20 protein-coding genes and 2 pseudogenes are annotated in these 25,794 nt (G+C 61.7%); 13 read left to right on the top strand and 9 right to left on the bottom strand.

Features of this window, described 5'->3' with window-relative positions:
• The first annotated feature begins 198 nt into the window (after positions 1 to 198).
• From PQR40_RS32970 to PQR40_RS32955, 4 genes and pseudogenes are all read left to right on the top strand, one after another.
• Entirely contained in the window at positions 199 to 1,545 is a 1,347-nt protein-coding gene (locus tag PQR40_RS32970; RefSeq protein ID WP_408510703.1) for an LLM class flavin-dependent oxidoreductase, read from the top strand.
• Between the two features lie 5 nt (positions 1,546 to 1,550).
• Positions 1,551 to 1,706: pseudogene (locus tag PQR40_RS32965) on the top strand (CmcJ/NvfI family oxidoreductase); the annotation flags it as partial.
• A gap of 227 nt (positions 1,707 to 1,933) precedes the next feature.
• Complete coding sequence (locus tag PQR40_RS32960; RefSeq protein ID WP_408510702.1) at positions 1,934 to 3,307, top strand: MmgE/PrpD family protein; 1,374 nt, start codon at positions 1,934 to 1,936, stop codon at positions 3,305 to 3,307.
• Entirely contained in the window at positions 3,304 to 4,632 is a 1,329-nt protein-coding gene (locus PQR40_RS32955) for an LLM class flavin-dependent oxidoreductase (protein ID WP_408510701.1), read from the top strand. The genes PQR40_RS32960 and PQR40_RS32955 overlap by 4 nt, the downstream gene beginning before the upstream one ends.
• A gap of 98 nt (positions 4,633 to 4,730) precedes the next feature.
• Here PQR40_RS32955 and PQR40_RS32950 read toward each other — a convergent pair whose 3' ends face one another.
• From PQR40_RS32950 to PQR40_RS32935, 4 genes are read right to left on the bottom strand one after another with little or no spacing between them, the layout of a single operon-like run.
• Positions 4,731 to 5,600: an amino acid ABC transporter ATP-binding protein gene (locus PQR40_RS32950; RefSeq protein ID WP_408510700.1), complete on the bottom strand. Its 870-nt coding sequence runs from the start codon at positions 5,598 to 5,600 to the stop codon at positions 4,731 to 4,733.
• Positions 5,587 to 6,393 carry an amino acid ABC transporter permease gene (locus PQR40_RS32945; RefSeq protein ID WP_408232942.1) on the bottom strand — a complete coding sequence of 269 codons (807 nt, stop codon included), beginning with the start codon at positions 6,391 to 6,393 and terminating at the stop codon, positions 5,587 to 5,589. Before PQR40_RS32945 ends, PQR40_RS32950 begins: the two co-directional genes overlap by 14 nt.
• Positions 6,383 to 7,144: an amino acid ABC transporter permease gene (locus PQR40_RS32940; RefSeq protein ID WP_408232939.1), complete on the bottom strand. Its 762-nt coding sequence runs from the start codon at positions 7,142 to 7,144 to the stop codon at positions 6,383 to 6,385. The genes PQR40_RS32945 and PQR40_RS32940 overlap by 11 nt, the downstream gene beginning before the upstream one ends.
• Positions 7,141 to 7,998, bottom strand: coding sequence for a transporter substrate-binding domain-containing protein (locus PQR40_RS32935; protein WP_408232936.1), 858 nt, complete (start codon positions 7,996 to 7,998; stop codon positions 7,141 to 7,143). The genes PQR40_RS32940 and PQR40_RS32935 overlap by 4 nt, the downstream gene beginning before the upstream one ends.
• Positions 7,999 to 8,419: 421 nt before the next feature.
• On the opposite strand from PQR40_RS32935, the pseudogene PQR40_RS32930 reads away from it, so the two are divergent.
• From PQR40_RS32930 to PQR40_RS32920, 3 genes and pseudogenes are all read left to right on the top strand, one after another.
• A pseudogene (locus PQR40_RS32930) lies at positions 8,420 to 8,557 on the top strand (ATP-binding cassette domain-containing protein); the annotation flags it as partial.
• A gap of 10 nt (positions 8,558 to 8,567) precedes the next feature.
• Complete coding sequence (locus tag PQR40_RS32925) at positions 8,568 to 10,217, top strand: FAD-dependent oxidoreductase (RefSeq protein ID WP_408510699.1); 1,650 nt, start codon at positions 8,568 to 8,570, stop codon at positions 10,215 to 10,217.
• A complete protein-coding gene (locus PQR40_RS32920) occupies positions 10,214 to 10,531 on the top strand; it encodes a 4Fe-4S binding protein (RefSeq protein WP_408232930.1) in 318 nt (105 codons plus the stop codon). Before PQR40_RS32925 ends, PQR40_RS32920 begins: the two co-directional genes overlap by 4 nt.
• 121 nt (positions 10,532 to 10,652) lie before the next feature.
• On the opposite strand, the gene groL is transcribed toward PQR40_RS32920, so the two are convergent.
• Positions 10,653 to 12,293: a chaperonin GroEL gene (gene groL / locus PQR40_RS32915; protein ID WP_408232927.1), complete on the bottom strand. Its 1,641-nt coding sequence runs from the start codon at positions 12,291 to 12,293 to the stop codon at positions 10,653 to 10,655.
• A gap of 18 nt (positions 12,294 to 12,311) precedes the next feature.
• Positions 12,312 to 12,602 carry a co-chaperone GroES gene (locus tag PQR40_RS32910; RefSeq protein ID WP_408232924.1) on the bottom strand — a complete coding sequence of 97 codons (291 nt, stop codon included), beginning with the start codon at positions 12,600 to 12,602 and terminating at the stop codon, positions 12,312 to 12,314.
• Positions 12,603 to 12,895: 293 nt separating this feature from the next.
• Here PQR40_RS32910 and PQR40_RS32905 point away from each other — a divergent pair, with 293 nt between their 5' ends.
• Positions 12,896 to 14,113, top strand: a complete 1,218-nt coding sequence (locus PQR40_RS32905; protein ID WP_408510698.1) for an acyl-CoA dehydrogenase family protein — start codon at positions 12,896 to 12,898, stop codon at positions 14,111 to 14,113.
• A gap of 140 nt (positions 14,114 to 14,253) precedes the next feature.
• Here PQR40_RS32905 and PQR40_RS32900 read toward each other — a convergent pair whose 3' ends face one another.
• Positions 14,254 to 15,483 (bottom strand): porin, encoded by a 1,230-nt coding sequence (locus tag PQR40_RS32900; RefSeq protein WP_408232918.1) that lies wholly within the window; start codon positions 15,481 to 15,483, stop codon positions 14,254 to 14,256.
• A gap of 312 nt (positions 15,484 to 15,795) precedes the next feature.
• Between PQR40_RS32900 and PQR40_RS32895 the strand changes: the two genes are divergently transcribed.
• From PQR40_RS32895 to PQR40_RS32875, 5 genes are all read left to right on the top strand, one after another.
• Positions 15,796 to 17,430, top strand: coding sequence for an ABC transporter substrate-binding protein (locus PQR40_RS32895; protein WP_408510697.1), 1,635 nt, complete (start codon positions 15,796 to 15,798; stop codon positions 17,428 to 17,430).
• 188 nt (positions 17,431 to 17,618) lie between these two features.
• Complete coding sequence (locus tag PQR40_RS32890; protein ID WP_408510696.1) at positions 17,619 to 19,223, top strand: ABC transporter substrate-binding protein; 1,605 nt, start codon at positions 17,619 to 17,621, stop codon at positions 19,221 to 19,223.
• 13 nt (positions 19,224 to 19,236) lie between these two features.
• The gene (locus PQR40_RS32885; protein WP_408510695.1) at positions 19,237 to 20,217 is read left to right on the top strand and encodes an ABC transporter permease; all 981 of its coding nucleotides are present in this window, start codon (positions 19,237 to 19,239) and stop codon (positions 20,215 to 20,217) included.
• A 45-nt stretch (positions 20,218 to 20,262) separates the two neighbouring features.
• The gene (locus PQR40_RS32880) at positions 20,263 to 21,234 is read left to right on the top strand and encodes an ABC transporter permease (protein WP_408510694.1); all 972 of its coding nucleotides are present in this window, start codon (positions 20,263 to 20,265) and stop codon (positions 21,232 to 21,234) included.
• 62 nt (positions 21,235 to 21,296) lie between these two features.
• On the top strand, positions 21,297 to 23,012 hold the full coding sequence (locus PQR40_RS32875; RefSeq protein WP_408232903.1) for an ABC transporter ATP-binding protein: 1,716 nt from the start codon (positions 21,297 to 21,299) through the stop codon (positions 23,010 to 23,012).
• Positions 23,013 to 23,087: 75 nt separating this feature from the next.
• Here PQR40_RS32875 and PQR40_RS32870 read toward each other — a convergent pair whose 3' ends face one another.
• Together PQR40_RS32870 and PQR40_RS32865 are read right to left on the bottom strand one after the other, a co-directional pair.
• Positions 23,088 to 24,134: an aldo/keto reductase gene (locus PQR40_RS32870; RefSeq protein ID WP_408510693.1), complete on the bottom strand. Its 1,047-nt coding sequence runs from the start codon at positions 24,132 to 24,134 to the stop codon at positions 23,088 to 23,090.
• Between the two features lie 38 nt (positions 24,135 to 24,172).
• Positions 24,173 to 25,792, bottom strand: a complete 1,620-nt coding sequence (locus tag PQR40_RS32865) for an ABC transporter substrate-binding protein (RefSeq protein WP_408510692.1) — start codon at positions 25,790 to 25,792, stop codon at positions 24,173 to 24,175.
• Between the last annotated feature and the right edge of the window lie 2 nt (positions 25,793 to 25,794).

Genomic DNA, 25,794 nt, shown 5'->3' with positions numbered 1-25,794 from the left:
TACGCTACGCGGTGGCGGCCGTTTCCCTTTGACGCAACGCGCCTGTCCAGGCTCATAAGGTTATGAGCTTTGCTTGGTTGCCGCGCGCCACGCAGCGCGCTAACGTCGACCTGTCTGGCATCCGGCCCTCCCAATCCGTTCACCTGGCCGAGCGACGCAGTGCGGGATCTCCCCGTCCATTCTCCTTCGCGAACTTCCATGAGCAAACGTAACGGGCACCTGCGCCTCGGCGCTTTTCTCTATCCTTCCGGACACCACATTGCGGCGTGGCGGCATCCCGAGGCGCAGGCGGACGCCGGCGTTAACTTTCGTCACTATGTCCGCCTCGCGCAAGCGGCCGAAGCCGCGAAGTTCGATCTGATCTTTCTCGCCGACGGTGTGGGTACCCGCGGCGACAACGTCGACTTTCTCAGCCGCACGGCGCACAGCTACGTGGCTCAGTTCGAGCCGATCACGCTGCTTTCAGCACTCGCGGCGGTGACTGAGCGCATTGGCCTGGTCGGCACGGCCTCGACGAGCTTCAACGAGCCGTATCACATTGCCCGAAAATTCGCGTCGCTCGATCACATTAGCGGAGGGCGTGCCGGTTGGAATCTGGTCACCTCGTCGAGCGAGCACGAAGCGAAGAACTTCAACCGCGACAGGCATTTCGATCACGCCGAGCGCTATGCGCGTGCCGCCGAGTTCGCGGAAGTCGCAGAGGGTCTCTGGGACAGTTGGGAGGACGACGCATTCGTTCGCAACAAGGCCGAAGGGCGTTTCTTCGACCCCGTCAAACGGCATGTGCTGAATCACAAGGGGCGTTTCTTCCAGGTCAAGGGGCCGCTGAACGTTGCCCGTTCCCCGCAGGGGCATCCGGTCGTCGTGCAGGCCGGGTCGTCCGAAGCAGGCCGGGATCTGGCTGCCAGGACGGCCGAGGTGATTTTCACGGCGCAGCAAACTCTGCAGGACGCGGTCGATTTTTACGCAGACGTGAAGGGGCGCATGCAGACCTATGGCCGTGATCCGGACGATCTGAAGATCATGCCCGGCGTGTTTCCGATTGTCGGCCGGACCGAAAGCGAGGCGAGGGAGAAGTTCGAGCAGTTGCAGTCGCTCGTCGATCCGAAGGTTGGGCTTGCACTGGTATCCGGACTGACCGGTGGGTTCGATCTCTCGGACTATCCGCTCGACGGACCGATCCCGGAACTGCCGGAGACGAATGCGAGCAAGAGCCGGCAGTTGTTGACGCTCGAACTGGCTCGCCGCGAGAACCTCACGATCCGCCAGCTGTATTTGCGGGTTGCGGGCGCGCGCGGCCATTGGCAACTCGTCGGTACCGCAGCCCAGATCGTCGATCAACTCGAAGAGCGCTTCGTCAATCATGGCGCTGACGGTTTCAACGTGATGCCACCGGTACTGCCGGACGGTTTAACCGATTTCGTCGAACTGGTGGTGCCTGAGCTGCGGCGACGCGGACTATTCCGCGAGGACTATGAAGGCCGCACGCTGCGCGAGAACCTGGGATTGCGGCGGCCTGTACACAGGTTCCATGCGCAGCCTTGACGCACATGTCGCCCGATGAATTCCTGCTGCTGAAGATTTACGATTCGGCGGGCGACGGAATCGCGCGTCTATCTGCCCATACGGCATTCGACGACCCCACTTCGCCGGCCGAGGCACCGCCGCGCCGAAGCATTGAACTGCGCGCGCTGTTGTTCTTTTGAGTGACGGGTTGCGCTGACAGGCAGGCAGTGTGTGCGTCTGCTGCAGCATCGCAGAATATGCGATATCGAAAGCGTGATTTCTTGTTTGTTTGTGACATGGCGTTTCGTTAGCATGCGGCGTTTGGGTCGTTACGCTGCCTTTCGAGTCGACGCATCGTTTAACCGTCGTCGAGCGAAGTGCAGGCAACGCTAGCCCGGTGCGATTCCACAGCTCTCACGCCTTCGACATGCCAAGCCCTTATGCACCCAGCGTCGGCCAGCAGGCCGCCGGCATTACACGACGGCTGGCCGCCGCAATCACGCAGGCATCGCCTTCCCGGGACGCCAGCGCGATAGCCGCAGCCAGACGCGGCATTCTCGATTTCCTCGCTGCCGCTTTTGCCGGCGCGAGCGACCGCGGCTATCGAAAACTCCTGACGGTAAGCGCCAATGACTCGCGAGGCGAAGCAGCGGTGATCGGTAGCGCCACTCGTGTGTCGGCGCAGCAGGCTGCATTGCTCAACGGTTACGCCGGGCACGCGCTCGACTACGACGACGTGCACAGCAGCGTAAGAGGCCATCCCTCGACGGTATTGCTGCCCGCGCTGTTCGCGCTGGCGCAGACACGAGGCAGCAGTGCGCTCGATTTGCTCGACGCCTACGTTGTAGGGGTGGAAACGATGGCGCGCCTCGGTCTCGCACTCGGCAGCCGGCATTACGAGCAGGGATTTCATAACACCGCGACGTTGGGCGCGCTTGGCGCGGCCGCCGCTGCGTCTTATCTGCTGAAGCTCGATGCCGCGTCCGTCGAGAACGCGCTAGGTCTTGCCGCCACGCAGTCCGCCGGTTTGCGCCTGCAGTTCGGCAGCGAAGCGAAACCCCTGCATGCGGGGCTCGCCGCGCGCGCCGGACTGTTCGCCGCTGAGCTCGCGGCGGCAGGATTGCAGGGCTCACCGGAAGCGTTGGACGGGCCGGTCGGGTTTTTCGCCGTGTTCAGCGGCGGCGTCGCACAACCCGAACGCGTGCTCGAAGCTTGGGGCGCGCCCTGGCAAATCGCGGTGCCGGGCCTGTACTTCAAACCGTGGGCGTGCTGTACCGCGACACACTACGCCGTGCATGCCGCATTGACATTGCGTGACACGTACCGCCTCACGCCGGATGACATTGGCGAAGTGACGGTGACGTTTCCGCCCGGCGGCGACACGCCGCTGTCCATAGCGTTACCTTCCACCGGCCTCGAAGCACGTTTCAGCGCCGCCTACACGGTTGCGGCCGCGCTGACGGATGGTTCGCCCGGCCTCTCCACCTTTGCCGATGTACCCGTGCGCGACGACCTGATCGCGCTCGCGCGGCGCGTGGCGAGCCGCCACGATGAAACCGCGGCGCGCGCGTCGACCGATCCCGCTACCCGTTTCTCGACCGTGGAGATCGTATTGCGTAACGGCACGGTGCTGAGCCATAAGACCGATCGCCTCTACAGCGCAGAAGATCTGCACGCGAAGTTCGCGGACGCCACCGGCTACGACGAACGCCTCGCTTTCATTCCTGCGCATATCGACACGATGCAGAGCACGGCCGACCTCGCTTCACTTTTCAATGTTTTCGCACAGATCCACGTATGAGCACGAATAACGGCAGCACCCGCAGGCAGATGCGTCTCGGGCTCTTCATTCAGGGCGCGGGACACCACGTCGCCGGTTGGCGGCATCCTGATGCGCAAGCAGGCAGCGAAAATCTGGCGCTGATGCAACGCATCACGCAGACCGCCGAGCGCGCGAAGTTCGACATGGTTTTTCTCGCCGATGGCCTCACGAGCGGCCCCGATGCGCATCCGTCGATGGCAATGCGGCTCGAACCGCTGTGCCTGCTGTCGGCGCTCGCCATGGGCACGCGCCACATCGGCCTCGCTGCTACAGCGTCGACCACGTATAGCGAGCCATATCACGTCGCGCGCGCGTTTGCTTCGCTGGATCATCTGAGCAGCGGGCGTGCGGCCTGGAACGTCGTGACGACTTCGTACGATCGTACGGCCGCGAACTTTACGCGCGGCAATCACCCGGATCACGCGCTGCGCTATGAAATGGCGGGCGAATTCGTCGATGTCGTCAAGGGGCTGTGGGATAGCTGGGATGACGACGCGGTGCTCAAGGACAAAGCGCGCGGCCTCTACTTCGATCCCGCCAAGGTTCATACGCTGGACCACAAGGGTCAGTTTTTCTCCGTCAAAGGCCCATTGAATGCGTCGCGCCCGCCACAAGGGCATCCGGTGGTGATTCAGGCAGGTTCGTCCGGGCCGGGGCAGGACCTGGCCGCGCGCACGGCGGAGGTAGTGTTCACTGCGCAGCAGACGATAGAAGAAGCGCAGGTCTTCTATCGCGATCTGAAAGGCCGCCTGCCGAAATTTGGCCGTGAAGGCGAGCAACTGCATGTGATGCCGGGCGTGTTTCCTGTGATCGGTAGAACGGAACAGGAAGCGAAAGACAAGTACGCGCAATTGCAGGAGTGGACCGATACGTCCGGCGCATTGTCACTGTTATCCGACCGGCTCGGGCATGACGTGTCGAAGTATCCGCTCGATGGTCCGTTGCCGGAGCTACCTGAATCCGATCAGCTGAAAAGTCGCGCCAAACTGCTGACCGATCTCGCACGCCGCGAGAATCTGACCTTGCGCGAACTGTATTACCTGGTGGCCGGCGCGCGTGGGCACCGCATTGTATGGGGCACACCTACGCAGGTGGCGGACGCGCTCGAGGAGTGGTTCACGGGCGAAGCGGCCGACGGCTTCAATATCATGCCGCCATATTTCCCCGGCGGCCTCGACGACTTTGTCGAACTCGTCGTGCCGGAATTGCAGCGGCGTGGGTTATTCCGCACCGAATATAGCGGGACCACGTTGCGCGATCATCTCGGTTTGCAGCGGCCCGTGAGCCGGTATGCGGGGCAGTGACGCACGGAAAGTAAAGCACGGAAAGTAAAACGCGGCGTCTGCAGGGCAGGCGCCGCGTCATTCGAACTTATATCGCCAACTGCGCCGCATTCGCCGGCCTAGATCGCGAAGTGGTGCAGATCCAGTTTTAGCGGCGTGCGAGGCGGGGCCGCGCGTGCGGCCTCCGGCGCAGATTGGGTATGCGCCAGAAACTCACGTGTACGCGGACTGACCGGCGCGCGGAACAGCGCGTTAGCTAGGCCGTGTTCGACAATCACGCCGGCCTCGGTGAAATACACCGTGTCGCTGACTTCTTCGGCAAAGCGCATCTCGTGCGTGACGAGCACGCAGGTCATGCCGTCTTTCACCAGATCGCGGATCACGGTTAGCACTTCGCCTACGGTCTCCGGGTCGAGAGCCGAGGTCACCTCGTCGAAGAGGATGAGATCCGGTTGCATCGCGAGGGCGCGTGCGATCGCCACGCGCTGTTGTTGACCGCCCGACAGTTCCCCCGGGTACGCATGGGCCTTGTCTGCAAGGCGCACTTTCTTCAACAGATCGTAAGCGGTGCGGGTGGCACTGGCCTTGTCGCGCCCTAGAATACGCACTGGCGCGACAACCAGATTGTCCAGTACGCTCAGATGCGGAAACAGGTTGTATTGCTGGAATACGAAACCGACGCGCTTGCGCAATTCGATCTCATCGCGTTCCGAGGCAAGCCGGTCGACGCGGGTGCCGTCGACTTCGATTTCACCTTGCTGTGGACGCAACAGTCCAGTCATGCAGCGCAGGATCGTCGACTTGCCGGACCCGGACGGCCCGATGATCGACACGGCCTGTCCGCGGAACACGTCGAGGTCGATACCCTTGAGTACCGGCGTCGAGCCGAATGAAAGATGCACGTCGCGCAACCGGACCAGTGGGCGCACGGCTGCCGTAGTGGCTGCCGTAGCGGCGGCAGGGGCGAGCGAGACATCAGCTGAAAGCATAGCGTTTCTCAAGAAGACGGGTGAAGCGCGCGATCGGGTAGCAGTAAGCGAAGAACAACCCGAGCACGGTGAAATAGACGACGACCGTGAAATCCGCACGCGCCACGGTATTGCTCGCAACCTGCGCGGTGTCCAGCAGATCGTGTACGCCCACCAGCGACGCGAGCGCGGTCGCCATCGTGATGCTGGCGTAAAGATTCATCCATGGCGGCAGCATCCGCTTCACGCATTGCGGCAGGATGATCCAACGGAACACCTGGGTTCGGCTGAAGGCAAGTGAACGCGCGGCGTCCCACTGCGCATGAGGGATCGACTGGATCGCGCCGCGGAAGATCTCGGCGAAGTTGGCGCTGGCAGGCAGCGCGAGGCCGAGCGTGACCTTGAACCAGTCGGGAAACGGCACGATGTGTTGGCCGAGCGCGATTTCGAATGGGAACACGTAGGTCGAAAAGTAGATCAATACGAGCAATGGTGCATTTCGAAACATCTGCACATAGCTGCGGGTAATCAGACGAACACCCCGGACCGGCGACAGCAGCAAGGGGCCGAGCGCGAGACCGGCGAGTGTGCCGAGCGCGATGGCTAGCAGGCTGATTTCGATGTTGACCCACAGAGACTTGCCGAGCGCCGGCGCCCACGTGATGAGTGCGGCGAGCGCTGGATAGCGTGGACCGTGAGCGATTTCGTGTTCGGCGAGAGCCAGCAGGGCGGCGAGGCCAACCACGCTGGCAAGCGCGAAGATGGAACGGTACCGCCCGTCCCGCACGGGCACGGTGATGGATTCAGTGGCCATAACCGGGCATCCTCAGACGGACTTCAAGCCAGCGCCCCGCGCGATTGACCGCAAAGGTCAGCAGGCCGAAGAACAGCAGGATCAGGATCATTAATTCGAGCACGTTGTCGCGCTGCGTCCAGATCATGATCGACGCGTACGTGACGTCGCCGACGGCGATTGCCGAGGCGACAGTCGTCATCTTCACCAGATCGACCATGTTGTTGACGAGCGCGGGCAGGGCAAAGCGCAGCGCGAGCGGCAACTGCACGCCCAAAAGCCGCTGGCGTCGGCTGAAACCGAGCGACTGCGCCGCTTCGAGCGTGGCGCGCGGCACCGCTTCAATGCCGGCGCGCAGTGCTTCGGCATGAAACGCTCCCTTATGCAGCGAAATCACGATCGCGCTCCAGATAAACGGCGTCAGCGGATTGCCGCCCAGATTACGCAGTGCCTCGCTGATCAGCATATTGATTACCAGAAAGGCACAGAAAAGCTGCACGAGCGTCGGTGTATTGCGTGTGATTTCGACGAACACGCGAGCGGGGCGCGCGAGCGCCGGACGCGGCGAAGTGAGCAGCGCCGCTAGCGCAATGCCGGCGACAAGGCTGCCAAGTATCGTGACAAGCGACAGTTCGAGCGTGACCAGCATGCCGTGCAGGAACGACGCCAGTTCGTCGGGGGCGAGTACGAAACTGTAGTTCAACCCGATCTTGCCGATCGCAGCCACCACTGCCGCAGCGGCGTGCATGAGCGCTTCAGTCGACGCGCTCATGCACCTTGCGCCTTGTACTTCGCGTGCAGATCGAGCACGGCTTGCGAGGGCTGCATACCGTTCTTGCGCTCCGTGTCGATCAGCCAGCCGCTGCGATGCCAGTCCTGCACGATTTTTTCGAGTGCGCTTTGCGTGTCCGTTTCGCCCTTGCGAACCCAGATCACGGATGGCGACGGAATCAGCTCGTTCGATACCGGGATGGTGTAGTCCTTCCAGTCCGGATTGCGTGCGACCAGCAGGCGCAGGGTAGGCGCGACGTGGACCGCGGCGACGCAGTTATTGCCACGCAGCGCGAGCAACGACTCCGGCTGGCCGCGAAATGCTTTCACCTGTGCGCCGTATTCTTCGGCGAGCGGCTTCGTATAGTTGCTGCCTTGCGAGACGCAGACGGGCTTGCCGCGCACATCGTTCCACGTCTTGATGCCACTGTCCTTGCGGGTGATGAGAGCGCCGCCGATTTCCTCGAAGGGCGTGGGCGGGTAGGAGAAGATCTCCGCGCGTTCCTTCGTGACTTCCATGTTGGCGATCAGGGCGTCGACCTTGCCTTGTTGCAGGAACTGCACACGGTTCGACGGCTGGACCGGCGTCAGCTCTACATCGACACCGAGGCGCTTCGCGACGTCGTTCGCGAGATCGATATTAAAGCCGAGCGGTTTCTGGGTGGCCGGGTCCAGCGAACCGAACGGCGGCCCTGACAGGATCACACCAATGACAATCTTGTGCCGCTGATGAATCCGGTCGAGCGTCGTGTCGGCGTGGGCGGCACTGGTGCCCATTGCTGCAAGAAGCATCACGGCGCGCAATGTGCGGAATGCGGCGCGCTGGAGGGTGGGGCGGGTCGGTCGGCTGAACATGGAAGGATAGGCTGAATACGGGATCGCCTATTCTCGGCATGTGTGGCGCCGGAAAGAACCAAGGATTTTTCATACCGTTATCTGATTCGCGCATTTATGCAGACGCGAGCGTCGTTGAAGCAGTGGAATTGACGATATAGCGGATTCAACTCCCACGGCATTGATTGCGTTCCGATAGCGATTGGGAATGAAGCGCCGCTATTCATGCGACACCTAACGATATGAACAACGCTTCGTTGGCCGCTCCGAACCGCGACGCTAACATGGCCGGCCATACTCCTGAAACAAGGCTTCCGGGACTTCTCCGATGCCATTGCCGATTCTGACTGCCGCCTCCGTATCGAAGTCTTTCGGGCCAACTACGGCGCTGGCGAAACTCGATCTGTCGATTCATCCAGGCGAGGTTGTCGCACTGATGGGGGCGAGCTTGTCCGCTCCGGAAGCCGAGCGCCTGTTCGCGTTACTCGATCAATTGCGCGGCGAGGGTGCGGCGATTCTCCTCGTGTCGCATCGCATGGGCGATTTACGCCGGATTGCAGATCGGGTGTCGATTTTAAGGGGAACCGCTCATGGCGGATAACTCAGAGAAAAACGGGCGGCCTCCCGTGACGGCGGCGGACGGCGGGGTGCGGCACGACGCCGACGTGCTGGTGATCGGCGGCGGTCCGGCCGGGGCGTGGGCGGCGATTAGCGCCGCTGCCAACGGCGCCCGCGTGATATTGGCAGACAAAGGCTTCTGCGGGACTTCCGGCGCGACTGCGCCTGCCGGCACTGCGGTGTGGCACGTGCCGCGCGATGCGGAAGCGCGGCGTCTCGCGAAAGCGAGCCGTTTCAAGTTGGGCGGCGAGCTTGCCGATCAGACGTGGATGGATCGCGTGCTCGAACAGACGTGGATCAATGCGCAGCAACTGGCCGAGTGGGGCTACCCATTTCCGGTTGATGAATCCGGCGAAGAGCGGCGCACATCGTTGCAAGGCCCCGACTATATGAGGTTGATGCGCAAACGCGTCAAGGAAGCCCATGTGCGCATCCTCGACCACAGTCCGGCGCTCGAATTGCTAGTGGATGAGCAGGGCGCGGTGGCCGGGGCCGCGGGCGTCGATCGTCAGGCGGATGACACATGGATCGTGCGCTCGGGCGCGGTGGTCATCGCGACCGGCGGCTGTGCGTTTCTCAGCAACGCGCTCGGCTGCAACGTCCTGACCGGTGACGGCCAGTTGATGGCCGCCGAAGCGGGGGCTGCGCTTTCAGGTATGGAGTTCTCGAACGCCTATGGCCTGGGTCCAGCGTTTTCATCGGTGACGAAATCGCTGTTCTATAAATGGGCGACGTTCTATTACCGTGACGGATCGGTGATTCCCGGCGCAGGCTCGGCGCATGGCCGCGGGGTGATCGCGCAAACCTTGCAGACCCAGCCCGTGTTTGCGTGCCTCGATCGTGCCGACGAGCAGATTCGCGCATGGATGCGCACTGCGCAGCCGAACTTCTTCTTGCCGTTCGACCGGCTCGGGATCGATCCATTCACGCAACATTTCCCGGTCACCCTGCGTCTCGAAGGAACCGTGCGGGGAACCGGCGGCCTGCATCTGGTCGCCCCGACCTGCGCCACCTCGGTCGAGGGATTGTATGCAGCGGGCGATGCGGCGACGCGTGAACTGATCTGCGGCGGCTTTACCGGAGGCGGTAGCCATAACGCGGCGTGGGCGATGTCGTCGGGATTCTGGGCCGGTGCGGGCGCCTCGGATTACGCGCGTTCACGAGGCCCCGCGGCGCGCCAGGGCAGAGTGGTGCGTACGGGAGGAGCAGGGCTTCGCGACGGCGGCGGCACGGCGCCTTACGACAGCGGCGAAGTAATTCGTGGCGTGCAGCAGGAGGTGTTCCCTACGCAGCGTAACTGGACTCGCCAGGGTGCGTTACTCGATGACTCGCTTTCCCGGCTCGACGCACTGTGGCAGCGTGTGCGCCGTGCGGCTCCGGCGCAGAGCGCGTTGGACGCCGTGCGCGCGCGTGAAGCAGCGGCCATGCTCGCCACCTCGCGTTGGATGTATCGCAGCGCGCAGCAACGTACCGAGACGCGCGGTATGCATCGGCGGCTCGAGCATGCCGCACTTGATCCATCGCAGGGACACCGCCTGTTGAGCGGAGGCCTGGACGAAGTATGGATCGAGAGCTTGGCGGTGCCTCGGGTTGCCGCGGATACGGAAGGAGTGACGGCATGATCGAGATCGTCGACGCTGCGCGCTGCACGGGCTGCAACATCTGCGTGCGGGCCTGCCCGACCAACGTGTTCGACGTGGTGCGCGACGGCCCACCGCGCATCGCGCGTCAAGGCGACTGTCAGACTTGCTTCATGTGCGAACTGTATTGCCCCGAAGACGCGCTCTTCGTTGCACCGCAAGTCGAACCTGCGTCGCTCGCCGGATCAGATGAACCTGTCTTGGGAAACTACCGGCTCGCGATCGGCTGGGGACGTGAAAGACAGTCAACCGCGAGCCAGGATGCGAGCTACGAGTTGCTGATTCGCTCGCATTGAGACACATGAGCGCGGTGGGATGGGTACGTGCAGTTCTGTGTGGCCCGTATGTGTCCCGTTAGCGCCCGCCGGCATGCTGAAAAAGCACGCCGGCGGGCATGACCTGCTATGGTGCCGACGCTCAGAAATCCAGTCCCGGTCCACCTGCGCCCGGACCGCCAGGCTGACCTGCCGCCGGCGCATCCTTCGGTGCTTCATGCACCGTGGCGTCGGTGGTCAGCAGCAGACCCGCAATCGACGCCGCGTTTTGCAGCGCTGTACGCGTGACCTTGGTCGGATCGAGTACGCCCGATTCGACGAGATCGCCATATTCGCCGGTCTGCGCGTTGTAACCGAAGTTGCCCGTGCCTTCAGCCACTTTCGCGACCACCACGCTAGCCTCTTCACCGGCATTCGTCACGATCTGACGCAGCGGCTCTTCAAGCGCGCGCAGCACGATCTTGATGCCCGCGTCCTGGTCGGCGTTCAAACCTTTGAGTCCGCTGATGGCCTGCTTCACGCGAATCAACGCGACGCCACCGCCCGGCACGATCCCTTCTTCGACTGCGGCGCGCGTGGCATGCAGCGCGTCGTCGACGCGGTCTTTCTTTTCCTTGACCTCGATCTCGGTTGCTCCGCCGACCTTGATGACAGCGACACCACCCGCCAGCTTCGCCACTCGTTCCTGCAGTTTTTCGCGGTCGTAGTCGGAGCTCGCTTCCTCGATCTGGGTGCGGATCTGTTTCACACGCGCTTCGATGGTCTTGCTGTCGCCCGCGCCGTCGATGACCGTGGTGTTCTCCTTGCCCACCTCGATGCGCTTGGCCTGACCGAGTTCCGCGAGCGTCGCCTTCTCGAGCGACAGTCCGGTCTCTTCAGCGATCACCTGGCCGCCGGTCAGAATCGCGATGTCTTCGAGCAGCGCTTTGCGGCGGTCGCCGAAACCCGGCGCCTTGACCGCGACGGTCTTCAGAATGCCACGAATGTTGTTGACTACGAGCGTAGCCAGCGCTTCGCCTTCCACGTCTTCCGCGATGATCAGAAGCGGCCGGCCGGCTTTCGCGACCTGCTCCAGAATCGGCAGCAGATCACGGATGTTCGACACCTTCTTGTCGTGCAGCAGCACGAACGGGTTGTCGAGCACGGCAACCTGCTTGTCCTGATCGTTGATGAAATACGGCGAAAGATAGCCACGGTCGAACTGCAGGCCTTCCACCACGTCGAGTTCATCGTCGAGCGACTTGCCGTCTTCAACGGTGATGACGCCTTCCTTGCCGACCCGGTCGATCGCTTCGGCAATGCGCTGACCGATAGACTCCTCGCCGTTGGCCGAAATCGTGGCGACCTGGGCGATTTCCTTGCTGGTCGTGGTCGGCTTGCTGATCTTCTTCAACTCGTCGATGGCGGCCACCACGGCTTTATCGATGCCGCGCTTCAGGTCCAGTGGATTGAGACCCGCCGCGACGTATTTCTGACCTTCACGCACGATGGCTTGCGCGAGCACCGTCGCGGTGGTGGTGCCGTCACCGGCGGCGTCGCTGGTGCGCGACGCGACTTCCTTCACCAGTTGCGCGCCGATGTTCTGCACGCGGTCCGACAATTCGATTTCCTTGGCGACCGAGACGCCGTCTTTCGTCACCACCGGCGAGCCGAAGCTGCGCTCCAGAACCACGTTACGTCCCTTCGGACCGAGTGTGACCTTGACCGCGTTGGCCAGGATGTTGACGCCTTCGACCAGTTTCGAGCGGGCGACGTCGCTAAAAATGATTTCTTTTGCTGCCATGTTGTAACGCTCCGTTCGTTATTGAGTGACGACTGCGACGACATCTTCTTCGCGCAGTACGAGCAATTCGTTGCCGTCGACTTTGACCGACTGACCGGCGTACTTGCCGAACAGAACACGCTCGCCGACTTTCAGGTCGGGCTCGATACGTTTGCCGTCGTTATCGCGCTTGCCCGGTCCAATGGCAATGACTTCGCCCTGGTCGGGTTTTTCCGCGGCGCTCTCAGGAATGACAATGCCTGAAGCAGTTTTGGTTTCCTGGTCGAGACGCTTGACGATCAAGCGGTCATGCAAGGGACGTAGGCTCATGGTTCGACTTCCGCAGTTGAAATTTGGCACTCGTCGTTGGTGAGTGCTGACCGGAATCGAGTATAGAAATATGCCGTGCGACGCTCCAATAACGGATTCATCGATCCTTATCGGCAAATGGCATTTCAGAAACGCGCATATCCATAGCTTGAATCGCTGGTTTTACGCTGCGTGCCGCATCCCTATACTGGCCTGTCGCATCGGCACGTCCCATGCGGACGCTGTTCGTGCTCCCACGGCACATAGCTGGATCAAGCCTGATCCGTGCGCTCTTACAAACAAGGAATGAAGGCATGCAGGTCTCTCAGGAAGGCGCAGCGCATGCGCGGCTTCACGCGGCACTGACCGGGTTGCCGGCACTCGCTAAAGCGATCGGCGAAGATGCCGCGCAACGTGAAGTGCGGCGCGAGTTGCCGTTCGACCGCTTCGCGTTGTTTCGCGAATCGGGGCTGGGCGTGCTCCGTTTTCCGGTCGAATGGGGTGGCCTCGGTGGTTCGCTAGAAGATCTTTTTCATGTGATAGCCACTCTGGCCGCGCATGAATCGAATGTCGCGCATGCATTGCGGATTCATTTCGATCTGACCGAGCAATTGCTGTTGTCACCGCGTTCCGCTTTCAACGATACGCAGATCGAACGGGTACGGGCAGGGGCAATCTTCGGTGGGGCGTCGACGGAACTCGGCACGTCCAGGCCCGGTGAAATCGTCACTAAACTGGTGCGCGACGGTGAGCACTTTCGCGTAACGGGCAAGAAATACTATTCGACCGGCACGGCGTTCTCCGACTATGCGCGTATCAACGTGCAGGATGAAAACGACGAGAAGGTGTCGATCGTGATTCCGGTGTCCCGCGAAGGTCTGCAGGTACTCGACGACTGGGATGGGATGGGGCAACGCATGACGGCGAGTGGCAGCCTGGTACTCGACAACGTACAGGTCCTCTCGCATGAAATTGCCACGCGTGGCTATACGAGTCTCGCAGGCCGGCACGGCAGCGCATTGCGGCAGTTGCATCTGGTGACGGTTGCGGCAGGTATCGTGCGTAACATTCTTGCGGATGCGCGACGCTACGTGACGCAATACGGGCGCCCGGTGCTCCATAGCCCGGCCCCCTCGGCACGCGAGGACGGTTTCGTGCAGCAGGTGGTCGGCGATCTCGCGGCGCACAGCCTGTCGATCGACGCGCTGGTGAATCAGAACGCACGCACCCTGGACCGTTCGGCCAATGCAATCCGCAGCGGCGCGGCCAATGCGGAAGACCTCGTGCTGGAAGGATCGCTGGCTACCGCCAAAACTCAACTGGTGGTCAGCAAGCTGGCGCTCCATGCGGGCGAGCGCCTGTTTGAAATCGGCGGCGCATCGGCCACTGGGCGAGCTCACAATTTCGACCGTCACTGGCGTAATCTGCGCACGATTTTCAGCCACAATCCATTGCTGCACAAAGCACGCGTGATCGGCGACTACGAGTTGAACGGTGTGACCACGCATCTCACCGAAGGGCGCGTTTTCTGAGTATCCTGAAATGCACCACGGTTTCCCCCAAAGTGCCTTGACGAAGTGATCGCCTGGCGGGTGTCTGCTGATTCTGACGCGTATCGTCTTGCGCGGTTCAGAAACAACGGGCACCCGATTCTCATCGGGCGCCGCCTCCATCAGAACTGATGCTTGATACCTGCCGAGACAGCCACCTGTTTGTCGGTGGCGGACGGTGTGAGGTAGCCGATCGCAGCGACCGCGGATCGGCCGAGCGAGTCCGTACCACTGGCGTGCTGATAGGCGCCGGTCAAGTACAGATCGGTGCCTTTCGATAGTGAGTACGCAGTCGTGAGATTCAACTGCTCGTATTTCGCGCTGCCCTTACCGCCGACGCTTCCTCCTTCCGTATAGTCGAACGATGTACCGAGGCGCAGGAACGGTGTGGCCTGATAACGCAAGCTCGCACTAACGGTACTGAGCGTCGTCGAGCCGCTGTAGTTGAGCGGATTGAGCGACGCGTTCGAGCCTAGTCCGCGGAACTGCGTATTCGAGTAGGCCGCGCCGAAGATCGCACCGCCGCTCGTATAGGTTGTCGCAACCGAAACGGTCTGCTGCGTGCGTGCCGATGCGAAGCCGGCAATCGCCGGATTGGACTCGGGGGTGGTGGCCGACCCGGCGGAGCCCAGATTATTGCCCGTGGCGCTCGCATTGGCGTTGGTGCCGTAGAGCGACGTATTCGGATTGCGTGCATTGACGATCGACGCGGCGATTGCGAATGCGCCGCCGGTGTAGCTGGCGCCTGTGGACCATAGCTGATTCTGCGTGACATTGCCCGCCACACCGCCGACGCTGTACAGCGCGCCGAAACGGAACCCGTTGAAAGAATCCGACTGGTACTTGATCGAATTGTTGATGCGGTGCGTGAAGTTCAGATTGTCATAGTCGGCCGGATGGATCGAAAGATTGCCCCCAAACCAGACGTAGAGCAGTGGCGATACGAAATCCACCGACGTATCGCCCTGACGTCCCAACGTGAACGTGCCGTAGCGGTCGGCGCTGACACCCACCCACGCCTGGCGGCCGAACTCGGTGCCCCCTTGTCCCAGTGTGCCGTTATTCACACTGAGCCCGCTCTCAATCTGGAACACAGCCTTCAATCCGCCACCCAGGTCTTCCACACCTTTCAGCCCCCAGCGGCTCGACGACAGGCCTGATGAGCCGCTGTCGAACTGCGACACCTGGCTTCCGCCCTTAGGTTTGCCGGAAGCGGAGGTTGCAGCGGTTTGTGTGTTGTTCGTATACGTGAGGTTGCCCGTGACGATCCCATACAGCGTGACGCTGCTTTGGGCACTTGCTGTGCCAGCCACTAAAGACGAAACGCCAAATGCGAAAAGCAGTTTTTTCATGGTTTCTGGAATCAATATTGAGGGAGCGCAAGAGAAGTGCTGCGTCGAGGTTCGCGGTGAAGCGAGCAGTCACGATAAGCAAAACGAACTTATTGAACAAACAAGAAAAGTCGATATGGATATCGATTGTTTCCATCGAAAATGCGCTTGAACGGCGATCTTTAAGCAATAACGACAACCATCGGGATTAGATATGCAATCCTCAATTCATTCGTTCTTTTGTCGCGCGACGATTGATATCGTGCGGCGCATCCGATAGACATTGCGAGGCTTTGCCGGTCGGTATGACGCTCGCATCCGAAGGGAGTACGCATGAACCATCGCAGGGGATTTCATTCCGGGCGTCGCCACGCTTTGCTGGGACTCGCAGGCAGCGCGGCCGGCATCGCACTCGGTCCTTTCGCACCGCTGGCGCACGCTGCGTCGCAGGGCAGCTCCGTGTCGCCTCGACATGGCGGCCGCTTGACGCTACTCGTGAATCCGGAGCCGAACGTACTGATCAATTTCGCTACCACGGCGGGCGCGGAACAGAAGATCAGCTCCAAGGTCACCGAAGGTTTGCTGGCTTACGACTTCAACGTGCAGCCGCGCGCGCAACTCGCGACCGCCTGGTCGATCAGCCCTGACGGTTTGCAGTACACATTCAGGTTGCGAGAGGGCGTGCACTGGCACGACGGTCAGCTGTTTACGTCGAAAGACGTTGCGGTGTCAATCGGACTGCTGAAGCAGTACCATTCGCGCGGCCGCTCGACCTTTGCCAACGTCGTGGAAGTGCTGACACCCGGCCCGCACACGGCGTTACTGAAGTTATCGAAGCCTGCACCGTATCTGATCTATGCGCTTGCTGCGTCGGAGTCGCCGATCGTGCCCGCGCATCTCTACGACAGTGGCAATCCACTCGACAATCCCCATAACATCGACCCAGTGGGCACGGGACCCTATCGGTTCAAGCATTGGGAGCGGGGCAGTCATGCGGTATTCGTGCGCAACCCTGATTACTGGGACGCACCGAAGCCGTATATCGACGAACTGGTCGTGCGCTTCATCGGCGATCCGGCGGCACGTGCCGTTGCGCTCGAGACGGGTGAACTGGATCTGGCCGGTGAGAATCCGGTACCTTTGCTCGACATCCAGCGTTTGCAGGCCTTGCCTCATCTCGCGCTGGAAACACGCGGATACAGCTACGACGCGGCGCAAACGCAATTGCAGTTCAATCTCGACAATCGCTATCTGTCGAAGCAGAAGGTCCGCGAGGCGATTGCGCACAGCATCGATCGGCAAGCAATCCTGAAGTCAGTCTGGTACGGATATGGGATCGTTGCGCCATCGCCGATCAGTCCGCTGCTGACCCAGTTCTACGATCCGAGCGTGCCGACCTTGCCGTACGATCTCGCCAAAGCCGGGCAATTGCTCGATGAGGCGGGTTTGCCGCGTCAGTCCGGCGGTTTTCGTTTTCCGCTGACGATCGACTACAACCCCTACGATCCGACTTTCGCGCGCCTTGCCGAATATCTGCGGCAAACGTTGCGTCGTGTGGGGATCGAATCGACCGTGCGCTCACAGGATTTCGGCACGTATGTGAAGCGGATTTACACCGATCGCGATTTCGATCTGGACGCAAACTTTCTCGGCAATACCTTCGATCCGACCGTGGGCGTGCAACGGCTTTACTGGTCGCGCAACTTCAGGAAAGGCGTGCCGTTCTCCAATGCGTCGCATTACGACAACCCCGAGGTCGACCGTCTGCTCGAAGCGGCTGCGGTGGAGAACGATCCGCGCGCACGGGTCGACTACTTCCGGAAATTCCAGCAGGTGGTGGGGCGCGATCTGCCGATCATCGATCTGGTCACGCTCAGGCAGGTCACTCTCTACAACAGGCGCGTGCACAACCACACCGTTACGGCGGACGGTCTCGACGGGAATCTGGCTGACGTGTTCCTTGCATGACGCGACGCTTGCAACGGGTGCGTCGCCTTTTGTCCGCGCCGTGCTTTGCATATACCTAACCATTGGTTCTTTTGCTGCCGCAGCGGCTTTATCGTAAGCGCTGCGGCAGCAGTATTGCCGACCTCATCATTACGACATTCCAGTCGGCTATTACAAGCCGGCCCATCGGCAAAAAGGATCTGGATCACATGGCAGGGCTGAATCGACGCGATTTTCTGATTTCATCGGGCGCAGCACTCGCGGCGGCCGGCATGCCGGTACTGGCGTTCGCACAAGGTGAGGCTGCCGTACCGAAGCGCGGCGGCACGCTGAACATGTTGATCAATCCGGAGCCGCCGGTACTCGTATCGATCTTTCAGACCACGGGCCCGGCACTCGTCGCGAGCTCCAAGGTACTTGAAGGCCTGCTCGCCTACGACTTCGACCTGCGTCCGAAACCACAATTGGCTACCGCATGGACGGTCAGTCCGGATGGCCTGAAGTACACCTTCACACTACGGCAGAATGTTAAATGGCACGACGGGCAGCCGTTCAGTTCTGCCGACGTCGCTTTCTCGATCGACTTACTGAAAGCGGTCCATCCGCGCGGCCGCAGCACCTTCGCCAACGTGACACGAGTCGCCACGCCGGACGCGCGCACCGCGGTGATTGAATTGTCGAAGCCGGCACCCTATCTGCTGAAGGCGTTGTCCGCAGGTGAATCGCCGATCGTTCCCAAGCACCTGTATGCATCAGGCGATCCGCTGTCCAATCCGCACAACAATGCGCCGATCGGCACGGGGCCGTTCCGCTTCAAATCGTGGACGCGCGGCGCCAATATCGTCTACGAACGCAATCCGGACTACTGGGACGCTGGCAAACCTTATATCGACGGTCTCGTGTTCAAGGTCATCCCCGACGCTGCCGCGCGTTCCGCCGCATTCGAAACGGGTGCGCTCGATCTGGGCGGTGAGAACCCGGTGCCGCTCACCGATCTGCCGCGTCTCACGCAATTGCCGCAACTGGCCGTTGAAACACGCGGCTATCGCTTTCTGGAACCGCTCGCGGAGATCGACTTCAATCTCGAACACCCGATTCTCAAAGACCTCCGGGTGCGCCAGGCGATTGCTCACGCCATCAATCCGCAGGTTGTACAGCGTACGGTGGCATATGGCTATGCCGATCTGTCACCCACGCCGATCACGCCGGGGTCTCCGTATCACGACGCCAGGCTCGCGCCCTATGCATTCGATATCGGCAACGCCGAAAAACTGCTCGATGCGGCGGGTTATCCGCGCAAAGACGGTGGCGTACGCTTTGGCCTGACGCACGATTTTCTGCCTTATGGCGATATGTACCGTCGCCAGGCGGACTATGTGAAATCGGCGCTGGCGAAGGTGGGTATCGACGTCACGGTGCGCTCGCAGGATTTGCCGGCGTTCCTGAAGCGCGTGTACGCGGATCGTCAGTTCGATTTCACCAGCATTGGCGTCAACACACTGTTCGATCCGAGCGTGGGGGTTCAGCGCCTCTACTGGTCGAAGAATATCCGCCCCGGTGTGCCGTTTTCGAATGCACCGCACTACAGCAATCCTGAGGTCGACAGGTTGCTCGAAAGCGCATCGATCGAAACCGACGAAAGCAAACGCGTTGCGCTGTACCAGCAGTTCCAGCAGATCGTCTATCGCGATCTGCCAATTCTCAATCTGGTCGCGCCACGCATGGTCACGCTCGCGAACCGTCGCGTTCACAACCATACGGTTTCCGCGCAAGGCCTCGAAGGCAACCTCGCGGATGTCTATCTGAGCGCATGACAGGAGAGACACGATGAGTCGAGGTTTGCGTTTCGGTGCGATTGCGCGGCGTACCGCGTGGCAGGCGCTGCCGACGATGATCGGCATCGTGATCCTCAATTTCTTCCTGCTGAAGCTGATGCCGGGCGACGCCGCCGACGTGCTCGCCGGCGAATCCGGCTCCGCCACGGCAGAGACGATGCAGATACTGCGCGCGAAGTTCGGGCTCGATCAGCCGGTGCTGCACCAGTTGTGGTCGTACCTGACGCATCTGGCGCATTTCAGTCTCGGTTATTCGCCGCGCTACGACATGCCGGTGATGCAACTGATCCTGTCGCGTCTGCCCAATACGTTGCTGTTGATGGGCGTGGCGTTGTCGTTCGCGATCGTGGTGGGCGTGGTGCTCGGCGCAGTAATGGCCCACTGGGCCGGCAAGTGGCCGGACCGGGTGCTGTCCGTACTGGCCTTGCTGTTCTATTCGACGCCAGGCTTCTGGATCGGCCTGCTCGCGATCGTGCTTTTTTCGGTGCATCTGGGCTGGTTGCCGAGTGGGGGCAACATCACGCTCGGCGTACCACTGCACGGCTTCGCGTATTTCGCCGATGCGGCCAGACACGTACTCCTGCCTGCTGCGACGCTGGCGACATTCTTCGTCGCGATCTATGCACGGCTCACACGGGCCGCAATGCTGGAAGTGCAGCGCCAGGACTTCGTGCGGACCGCACAGGCGAAGGGCCTGCATCCCTGGCGTGTGACGGTGCGGCACGTATTGCGCAACGCGCTGATGCCACTCACGACGATCATCGGTATTCATTTCGGCACGCTGCTAGGTGGCGCCGCGGTGACCGAGACGGTATTCAGCTGGCCAGGCCTTGGACGTCTCGCGCTCGACGCCGTGATGGCGCGCGATTTCAGTGTGCTGCTCGGCGTGCTGTTGCTATCGTCGCTGCTCGTGATCGTCGCCAATGTTCTGGTCGATCTGCTGCAAGCGTGGCTCGACCCGCGCGTGGCGTGATGGCTTTCAAGCTTACGCCGATCGGTTTCTTCTCAGAGGGATGACATGGCTTCAGACTCTTCCAATCTGATTTCGACAACGCCTGAGGTGGCGGCATCGCCATGGCGGCGCCAGTTGTCCGGGACGCTGTTCGGTCTGCGCCGCGGCAGCACGGCCGCGCCGCCGGGCCACAGCGGAGCGGGGCGCGGAGTCTGGCGCGCGCTGTTGCGCAATCCGTCGGCGCTCGCTGGGCTCGTGCTGCTGGCAGCCTTCATTGCGCTTGCGCTCAGCGCGGGGCACCTGTTTCCAGGCGATCCGCTCGATATGGTGGCGGCGCCATTCGAATGGCCGGGTGCCGACCCGCAATACTGGCTCGGCACCGATTCGCTAGGACGCGATGTGGCTGCGGGTATTGCGCACGGCACGCGCGTTTCGCTGCTGATCGGCGCGGCGTCGGCGGGCATCGGCCTCGTAATCGGCACGCTGGTCGGTGCAATAGGGGGGTTCTTCGGGGGCGTGATCGACGATCTACTCGTACGCGTGACCGAACTCTTTCAAACCGTGCCCTCGTTTCTGCTGGTGATCGTGATTGTGGCGATCGGCCGGCCGAGCGTGACGATCATCGCGCTGGCGATTGGCATCGCTTCATGGCCAACCGTCGCGCGGATCGTGCGTGCCGAGTTCCGTACGCTGCGCCAGTCCGATTTCGTGCTCGCCGCGCGCAGCCAGGGCTTCAGTAATGCACGCATTATCTTTGGCGAGATTTTGCCGAACGCGTTGCCGCCGGTCATCGTAACGGCCTCGGTGATGGTGGCGAGCGCGATCCTGATCGAGTCGTCGCTGTCGTTTCTTGGCATGGGCGATCCCAACGTGGTCAGTTGGGGCGGCATGATCGGCGCCGGCCGCGATTCGCTGCGCACCGCATGGTATCTGACTGCGGTTCCCGGCGCGGCGATCGTGCTCGCGGTGCTCGCGTTGAACCTGCTCGGTGACGGTCTGAACGACGCGCTTAATCCGCGCTTGCGCGAACGGGTTTGACAACACTTCGCTGACCACCACCTGGCCAAAGACGCGGCCGATAATGTATCCGAGGAAGGACAGTGGCAAATCTGCTTGAAGTACGCGACCTGCGCGTCAGTTTCGGCGCGCATGAAGCCGTGCGCGGTCTGAGCTTCGATATCGCGCAAGGCGAGACGCTGGCGCTGGTCGGTGAATCGGGTTGCGGCAAATCCGCGACGGCGCTTTCGTTGATGCGCCTCGTCCCTGCGCCTGGGCGTGTGACGGGAAGCCTGCGCTTCGACGGCCGCGAACTACTCGATTTGTCGACGCGCGAGATCCGGGCGATTCGCGGGCAACAGATTTCGATGATCTTTCAGGAGCCGATGACATCGCTCAATCCCGTGCTATCGATCGGAGCGCAGATCGTCGAGACGTTGCGGCAGCATGAGCATCTGTCGAAAGCGGCAGCATGGAAGCGTGCGGTCGAACTGCTCGAACTGGTGCAGATTCCCGAACCGCAGCGGCGTGTGTTCGATTTTCCGCACGAGCTTTCCGGCGGTCAGCGGCAGCGCGTGATGATCGCAATGGCAGTGGCCTGCCGGCCGCGTCTGCTGATCGCGGATGAGCCGACCACAGCGCTCGACGTCACGATTCAGGCGCGCATTCTCGAATTGCTCGACGGTTTGCGCCGCGAGTTGTCGATGTCCTTACTGCTGATCACGCACGACCTCGGCATCGTCGCCACGCACGCGGATCGCGTCGCGGTCATGCTCGCGGGCGAGAAGGTCGAGGAGGCGCCGGTTGCGCGACTTTTCACACAACCGCAGCATCCGTACACACGTGGTTTGCTCGGCGCATCGCTGAATCTCGCGGACGATCTGCACTATCGCGGCTGGAAACTGCCGGAAATCCGTCACGGTATCGACGAAGACGGGAAGCCGGGTTTCACCGTGACGCCGCGTTCAGTGCGCACCGGTCAATATGTGGCGGATGCGGATCCCGCACAACGTGTTAGCGCAGCTAGCGAAGCGCCGTTGCTCGAACTACGGGACGTGCGGATCGATTATCCACAGCGTCATGGCAAAACGACGCTTCGCGCCGTCGATGGCGTATCGCTGCAAATTGCGCGCGGAGAGACGGTCGGTCTCGTCGGCGAATCCGGTTGCGGGAAATCGACGCTCTCCAAAGCGATCCTGCGGCTCCTGCCGACCGCAAGCGGTGAAATCCGTTTGCGCGGGACCGATCTCGTGCCGCTGGGCGAGCGCGCACTGCGGCCGCTACGGCGGCACGTGCAGATGGTGTTCCAGGACCCGTATGCGTCGCTCAATCCACGCCGCACAGTGGCGGAGATTCTCGATACGGTGCTGGTGGTGAACGGCGTGGGCAACGCGCAGCAACGCCGCTCGCGTATCGCCGGCATGCTCGATCGGGTTGGTCTGCCGAGTTCGGCGCTCAGCCGCTTTCCCCACGAGTTCTCAGGTGGACAACGGCAACGCATTGGCATTGCACGGGCGTTGGTGCTCGAGCCGGATCTGCTGATCTGCGATGAGCCGGTGTCCGCGCTCGACGTGTCGATTCAGGCGCAGATCCTGAATCTGCTGGTCGATCTGAAGCGCGATCTGGGGCTGGCGTATCTGTTCATCTCGCACGACCTTTCGGTGGTGCGCTATATCGCCGATCGGGTGCACGTGATGCAGGCCGGACGGATTGTCGAAAGCGGACACCACCGGGATATCTGGCGTGCGCCGCAGCATGCGTATACGCGCACGCTGCTCGACGCTATTCCAGGCAGAAGCTTCGACGCGCAGGCAGCCTAGCTCGCGACAGCGGCGCGAAAACACGTCGGTTGATATGAAGTTCTCGCCGTCATGCCACTTACGCCGCCCGCAGCCTTAACGTGTACCGGGGGCTATCGGCGCCGCCGGTGCCCCGTGCCGTGCAATCCGCCCAAAGAACGGATGACCCGGATCGTTGAAACCCGGTGTCGACGGATGGCCGCTCGTGACGAGCGAGTCGACAAAGGCTTCGTCTTCAGGCGTCAGCTGATAGCGCAACGCGGGGAGATAGTCCTGCCATTGCGCTTCCGTACGCGGGCCGCCGATCGTCGAACTGATGTAGCGGCTATTCAGTACCCAGGCGAGCGCGAATTGCCCAGCGGAAAGCCCCCGCGTCTCTGCATGCTCGCGCACGCGCCGCGCCAGTTCGAGCGATTCAGGACGCCATTCGGTCTGCTGCAGGCGGCGGTCGCTGCGGCCCGCGCGCGTGTCGGAAGCGGGCGTGGCACCCGGCTCGTACTTACCCGTCAGCACGCCGCGCGCGAGCGGGCTATACGAAATCACGCCGAGTCCGTAGCGGTGCGCCGCAGTCAATTGCTCTGCTTCGGCCTGACGATTGGCAATGTTGTAGAGCGGCTGGCTCGCTACTGGCGCATCGAGCCCGAGCGCCTGCGCGGTATGGCTGAACTCGGCAATCTTCCACGCGCGATGGTTCGACAGCCCGTAGTAGCGCAGTTTGCCAGCCTGAATCAAATCGTTGAGTGCGCGTACCGTTTCTTCGACCGGCGTCTCGTGGTCTTCGCGATGAATGTAGAGCAGATCGATGTAATCGGTGTTCAGGCGTTTCAGGCTCGCATCGACCGCTCGCACAATGTGTTTGCGCGATGCGCCGCGTGCATTGATATCGCTGCTGTCGAGCGGGTTGGCGAACTTGGTCGCGAGCACCCAGCGCTCGCGTTGCGCGGCGATGCTGCGGCCGACCACGCGCTCGGACTCGCCTTTGCCATAGGCGTCCGCAGTATCGATCGAATTGACGCCATGCTCTTGGGCCTGATCGATGATGCGGGCCGAGGTCGCTTCGTCGGTGGGGCCGCCGAACATCATCGTGCCGAGCGTTAGCGTCGAGACCTTGATACCGCTACGGCCGAGTTGTCTGTATTCCATCTGAGTTGGGTTCCGTGAAAGTGTGAATCGAAAGAGGCTTAGCGTTGCAGCCAGACGTCGGCGAAACTTGCCGAGACCCCGTCGGGCGAAGTCGTATGGTTGTGCACCGCGCGTGAATAGACCGTCAGGAACTGCGGCGCCACGAGGTTGATGTCCGGCAGATCGCGTTCGAGAATGCGCTGAATCTGTGAGAACAGCTGCTTACGTTTGGCCTCGTCGGTTTCTTCGGCCACCTGCACGAACAGTTGATCGATCTCCGGATTACTGTAGTGGGAGCCGTTGGTAAAGGGCACACCACGCCGGAAGTTTTGGGTCGTGTATAGGCGAGCGACGCCGACCACCGGGTCAAACAGATTGCTCATGCCGTTGATGCTGAAATCGAAATCGCGATCGGTGTAGATGCGCTTCAGATACGCAGGCAGATCCTGGCTGCGTACGGTGATGGCAATGCCGACGCGTGCCAGTGCGGATTTGACGTAAGCGGCAGTGCGCGCCGGCAGATCGCCGATCGGTAACGGATCCACAGTGAGGGCGAAACGTGTGCCGTCGGCTTTGCGCGGATAGCCGGCTTCGTCAAGTAACGCGTTGGCGCGCTCCACGTTGAACGGATAGGGTGTAGGTGCCGGATCGTAGTAGGGATTCGACGGAATGATCGGGCTCGCGAGTGGCGTCGCATAGCCGTAGTAGATCACCTTGCGGATCACTTCGCGATCCAGCGCCGACGCGATCGCCTGACGCACTTTCGGATTCTTCAGCACGGGGTTGTCGAGATTGAACTCGATGCGCGCCACGCCGGCCTGGAATTCGTAGCCGCGTGTTTCGAGGCCGAGCTTCGGGTTGCCTTTCAGGCGTTCCAGGTCGGACAGGGGGACGGGCGTGTCGCCGCTCAGATCCGCGGAGCCGTCTTCGAATGCAACGGTGCGGGCGGCGGGATCGTTGATCACCTTGACGACAATGCGATCGAGCCACGGTTTGCCTTTGTCCCAGTAGTCGTCGTTACGCACGTATTCGATATAGCTGCCGCGCACCCATTTGACGAAGCGAAACGGCCCGGTGCCGATCGGTGCGTTATTGGCGGGATTGGTTAGCACGTCGGTGCCGCCGTAGATATGCTTCGGCACAATCGGCGTTTCCGACGAGGAAAACGCCTTGATCAGATACGGCGCCGGTTTCGATAACGTAATGACGACGGTATAAGGGTCCGGCGTCGCGACTTCGGTGACATTGGCGAAGGTGGTCTTCGCACGCGGGTGGACCTGTCTGAGCGTCTGGATGGAGTACGCGACATCAGCGGAAGTGAAGGGCTTGCCATCGTGCCATTTCACACCGTGGCGCAGATGGAAAACGTATTTGCGGCTGTCGTCGCTGACTTCCCAGGACGTGGCGAGCGATGGCCTGGGTTGGAACCTGAAGTCGTATTCGAGCAGCCCTTCGACCACTTTCGGGCTGACCTTCAGCACGTTGGTCGCGGTAGTTGCCAGATCGACCAGCGCAGTCGGCTCCGGTGTGACGATGAAATTGAGTGTGCCGCCGCGAGTCTGTGCCTGCGACGGCAGGCCTGACAGCGCGATGATGAGCGTGACGGCCAATCCGGGTGCGCCGCTGAAGAGGCGCTTGCGGTGGCGGCGCAACGCCGCCTGCGATGTGACATGTGTCATCA

The organism is Paraburkholderia sediminicola, assembly GCF_046026855.1.
GTDB lineage: Bacteria > Pseudomonadota > Gammaproteobacteria > Burkholderiales > Burkholderiaceae > Paraburkholderia > Paraburkholderia sediminicola_A.
The sequence above is the reverse complement of the archived record's forward strand: the minus strand, read 5'-3'. Positions and strand labels throughout refer to the sequence as shown.

Bases quoted from the DNA above. Each gene is read 5' to 3' on its own strand.
- PQR40_RS32970 (WP_408510703.1), top strand. From the start codon at position 199: ATGAGCAAACGTAACGGGCACCTGCGCCTCGGCGCTTTTCTCTATCCT.
- PQR40_RS32960 (WP_408510702.1), top strand. From the start codon at position 1,934: ATGCCAAGCCCTTATGCACCCAGCGTCGGCCAGCAGGCCGCCGGCATT.
- PQR40_RS32955 (WP_408510701.1), top strand. From the start codon at position 3,304: ATGAGCACGAATAACGGCAGCACCCGCAGGCAGATGCGTCTCGGGCTC.
- PQR40_RS32950 (WP_408510700.1), bottom strand. From the start codon at position 5,600: ATGCTTTCAGCTGATGTCTCGCTCGCCCCTGCCGCCGCTACGGCAGCC.
- PQR40_RS32945 (WP_408232942.1), bottom strand. From the start codon at position 6,393: ATGGCCACTGAATCCATCACCGTGCCCGTGCGGGACGGGCGGTACCGT.
- PQR40_RS32940 (WP_408232939.1), bottom strand. From the start codon at position 7,144: ATGAGCGCGTCGACTGAAGCGCTCATGCACGCCGCTGCGGCAGTGGTG.
- PQR40_RS32935 (WP_408232936.1), bottom strand. From the start codon at position 7,998: ATGTTCAGCCGACCGACCCGCCCCACCCTCCAGCGCGCCGCATTCCGC.
- PQR40_RS32925 (WP_408510699.1), top strand. From the start codon at position 8,568: ATGGCGGATAACTCAGAGAAAAACGGGCGGCCTCCCGTGACGGCGGCG.
- PQR40_RS32920 (WP_408232930.1), top strand. From the start codon at position 10,214: ATGATCGAGATCGTCGACGCTGCGCGCTGCACGGGCTGCAACATCTGC.
- groL (WP_408232927.1), bottom strand. From the start codon at position 12,293: ATGGCAGCAAAAGAAATCATTTTTAGCGACGTCGCCCGCTCGAAACTG.
- PQR40_RS32910 (WP_408232924.1), bottom strand. From the start codon at position 12,602: ATGAGCCTACGTCCCTTGCATGACCGCTTGATCGTCAAGCGTCTCGAC.
- PQR40_RS32905 (WP_408510698.1), top strand. From the start codon at position 12,896: ATGCAGGTCTCTCAGGAAGGCGCAGCGCATGCGCGGCTTCACGCGGCA.
- PQR40_RS32900 (WP_408232918.1), bottom strand. From the start codon at position 15,483: ATGAAAAAACTGCTTTTCGCATTTGGCGTTTCGTCTTTAGTGGCTGGC.
- PQR40_RS32895 (WP_408510697.1), top strand. From the start codon at position 15,796: ATGAACCATCGCAGGGGATTTCATTCCGGGCGTCGCCACGCTTTGCTG.
- PQR40_RS32890 (WP_408510696.1), top strand. From the start codon at position 17,619: ATGGCAGGGCTGAATCGACGCGATTTTCTGATTTCATCGGGCGCAGCA.
- PQR40_RS32885 (WP_408510695.1), top strand. From the start codon at position 19,237: ATGAGTCGAGGTTTGCGTTTCGGTGCGATTGCGCGGCGTACCGCGTGG.
- PQR40_RS32880 (WP_408510694.1), top strand. From the start codon at position 20,263: ATGGCTTCAGACTCTTCCAATCTGATTTCGACAACGCCTGAGGTGGCG.
- PQR40_RS32870 (WP_408510693.1), bottom strand. From the start codon at position 24,134: ATGGAATACAGACAACTCGGCCGTAGCGGTATCAAGGTCTCGACGCTA.
- PQR40_RS32865 (WP_408510692.1), bottom strand. From the start codon at position 25,792: ATGACACATGTCACATCGCAGGCGGCGTTGCGCCGCCACCGCAAGCGC.